General features: G+C 43.6%; 1 pseudogene. It reads right to left on the bottom strand.

What is annotated here, in order from left to right:
- Positions 1 to 266, bottom strand: a pseudogene (locus tag AB4486_RS26370) (molecular chaperone); the annotation flags it as partial.
- Positions 267 to 273 lie beyond the last annotated feature (7 nt).

The following is a 273-nucleotide window of genomic DNA, read 5'->3' as shown; positions in this document are numbered from 1 at the left end:
ATTGGTGGTGACACTTTAATCCAACTTGCGATATCTTCCGATTGCGCGATATTAGCGTCCGTTCTAACCAAGCCACTCGCCTTTACAGGGCGATAAATCGGTTTTATCTCCAAGCGAATCGGTTGATCTGAGTTATTTTCGACGACGATTTTTTCAGTCACCGAAGTGTCGGCATCCAAAACAAAACGAGTCGGAGCGATGAGTAGCTGAGCATAGGCTTGTGCTGTGAAGATTAAGCCGAGAACACATGAGATAAACAACTTCATTTATAAT

It is taken from the genome of Vibrio sp. 10N.222.55.C6 (assembly GCF_041473395.1).
Classification (GTDB): domain Bacteria; phylum Pseudomonadota; class Gammaproteobacteria; order Enterobacterales; family Vibrionaceae; genus Vibrio; species Vibrio crassostreae_C.
Note: the sequence above shows the minus strand (reverse complement) of the source record. Positions and strands in the feature narration are given on the sequence as shown.